Annotated in this window: 2 protein-coding genes; one reads left to right on the top strand and one right to left on the bottom strand. The window is 67.3% G+C overall.

The annotated features are described in order from the left end of the window. On the top strand, positions 1 to 1,360 hold a 1,360-nt coding region (locus tag OP495_RS17515), incomplete at its 5' end, for an acyl-CoA dehydrogenase family protein (RefSeq protein WP_280571043.1). 21 nt (positions 1,361 to 1,381) lie between these two features. Here the strand turns inward: OP495_RS17515 and OP495_RS17510 are convergent. Further along, the coding region (locus OP495_RS17510; RefSeq protein ID WP_280571042.1) for a LysE family transporter at positions 1,382 to 1,769 on the bottom strand (388 nt) is incomplete at its 5' end.

The following is a 1,769-nucleotide window of genomic DNA, read 5'->3' as shown; positions in this document are numbered from 1 at the left end:
GATGCATCTCGCCTGCGATGGCGGCTGGCAGGCCGTGGCCTGGGAACAGGAAGGTAAAGGCGGCCACCAGGCGCATGTCGCCGCGCTTTATCTCTTGACCCAGGTCGAGCCAGGGTTCTGCTGCCCGATCACCATGACCCACGCCGCCTATCCAGTGCTACGCCACGACAGAACCGTGCTCGAGACATGGGGACCACGCCTGCTGGCAAACGATTACGACCCCCGCGCCCTGCCCGCCGATGACAAGCGTGCGGCGACCTTCGGTATGGCGATGACCGAGAAGCAAGGCGGCAGCGACGTGCGCCGCAACACCACTCAGGCGACACGCCAGCCGGATGGCAGCGCGCATCTCACCGGCCACAAGTGGTTCTGCAGCGCGCCGATGTCGGATGCTTTCCTTACCCTGGCCCAAGACGATGCCGGCCTCGGCTGTTTCCTGGTGCCACGCTTTCGCCCCGACAGCGAGCGCAACGGCATTCAGCTTCAGCGCCTCAAGGACAAGTGCGGCAACCGCGCCAACGCCTCGGCGGAAATCGAGTATGTCGATGCCTGGGCACACCCCATCGGCGAACCGGGGCGCGGCGTCGCCACCATTCTCGAGATGGTCCAGCAGACTCGGCTCGATGCCGCCACTGCGCCTGCCAGCATGATGCGCCAGGCAACGCTCGAGGCCTGGCGCCACGTCCAGGGGCGCGAAGCGTTCGGCAAACGCCTCGCCGAGCAGCCCTTGATGCGCCGCGTGATCGCCGACCTGGCTCTGGAAACCGAGGCCAGCCTGGCCTTATGCCTGCGCACCGCACGCGCCTTCGATGGTACCGCCCGGGACTCACATGAGCACGCCCTTGCGCGCCTGCTGCCTACGCTGGCCAAGTTCTGGCACAACAAGCGTGGCCCGGCGTTCATGGCCGAGGCCATGGAGTGTCTCGGCGGCATCGGTTACGTCGAGGAGGCGCCGCTGGCGCGGCTTTACCGCGAGGCGCCAGTGAATTCGATCTGGGAAGGTTCGGGCAATGTCATGTGCCTGGACGTGATGCGCGTAATGACCCGACACCCGGAAAGCATCGCCGCCCTGCGCCAGGAGCTCGCCTTGGCGCGCGGCGCTCACCCCGATTTTGACCGGGCGTTTGAGGCCCTCGAGCGACGCCTCAAGGCCACGCCGGACGTGCTGGAAGCGCAGGCGCGCTGGCTAACCCAGCGCCTCGCGCAATGCCTGCAGGCCGCGCTGCTGTTGCGTCATGCGCCCACTGCCATCGGCGAGACCTTCTGTGCGGCGCGCCTCGGCGAGGAGACCTCACCGCTGTTCGGCGTCTTACCGTCACACGCACCGCTGGACGCCATCCTCGAGCGAATCGCGTCCTGAGAGCGGTTGGTCACGCTCCCCTCAACCAATGACGATGCGCAGCGCCAGGCCCAACAGCACGACGCCCGTCGCCCGGTTGATCCAGTGCCCACGCGCTTGAAGCCAGGGCAAAACCCTCGAATGCGAGAGCGCCAGCGCCACTAACACGTACCAGCCGGCATCGATCAGTGACGCGGTCGCCACGATCGTCGTCTTGGCCCCCGCTCCCATGTCGGCGCTTACGAACTGGCTCAACAGGGCCACGAAGAAGAGAATCAGCTTGGGGTTGGCCAACGCCACCAGCACACCGTCTCGCGCGGCCACCCCAGGCCGGCTCGCCACGCGGCCTGTCTCCAGGGTGCCGCCCCGACCAGCACGCAACGCCTTCACGCCCAGCCAGGCCAGATACGCCGCCCCGCCCCAGGTGATC

This window comes from Chromohalobacter sp. 296-RDG (assembly GCF_029889885.1).
Lineage (GTDB): Bacteria > Pseudomonadota > Gammaproteobacteria > Pseudomonadales > Halomonadaceae > Chromohalobacter.
Note: the sequence above shows the minus strand (reverse complement) of the source record. Positions and strands in the feature narration are given on the sequence as shown.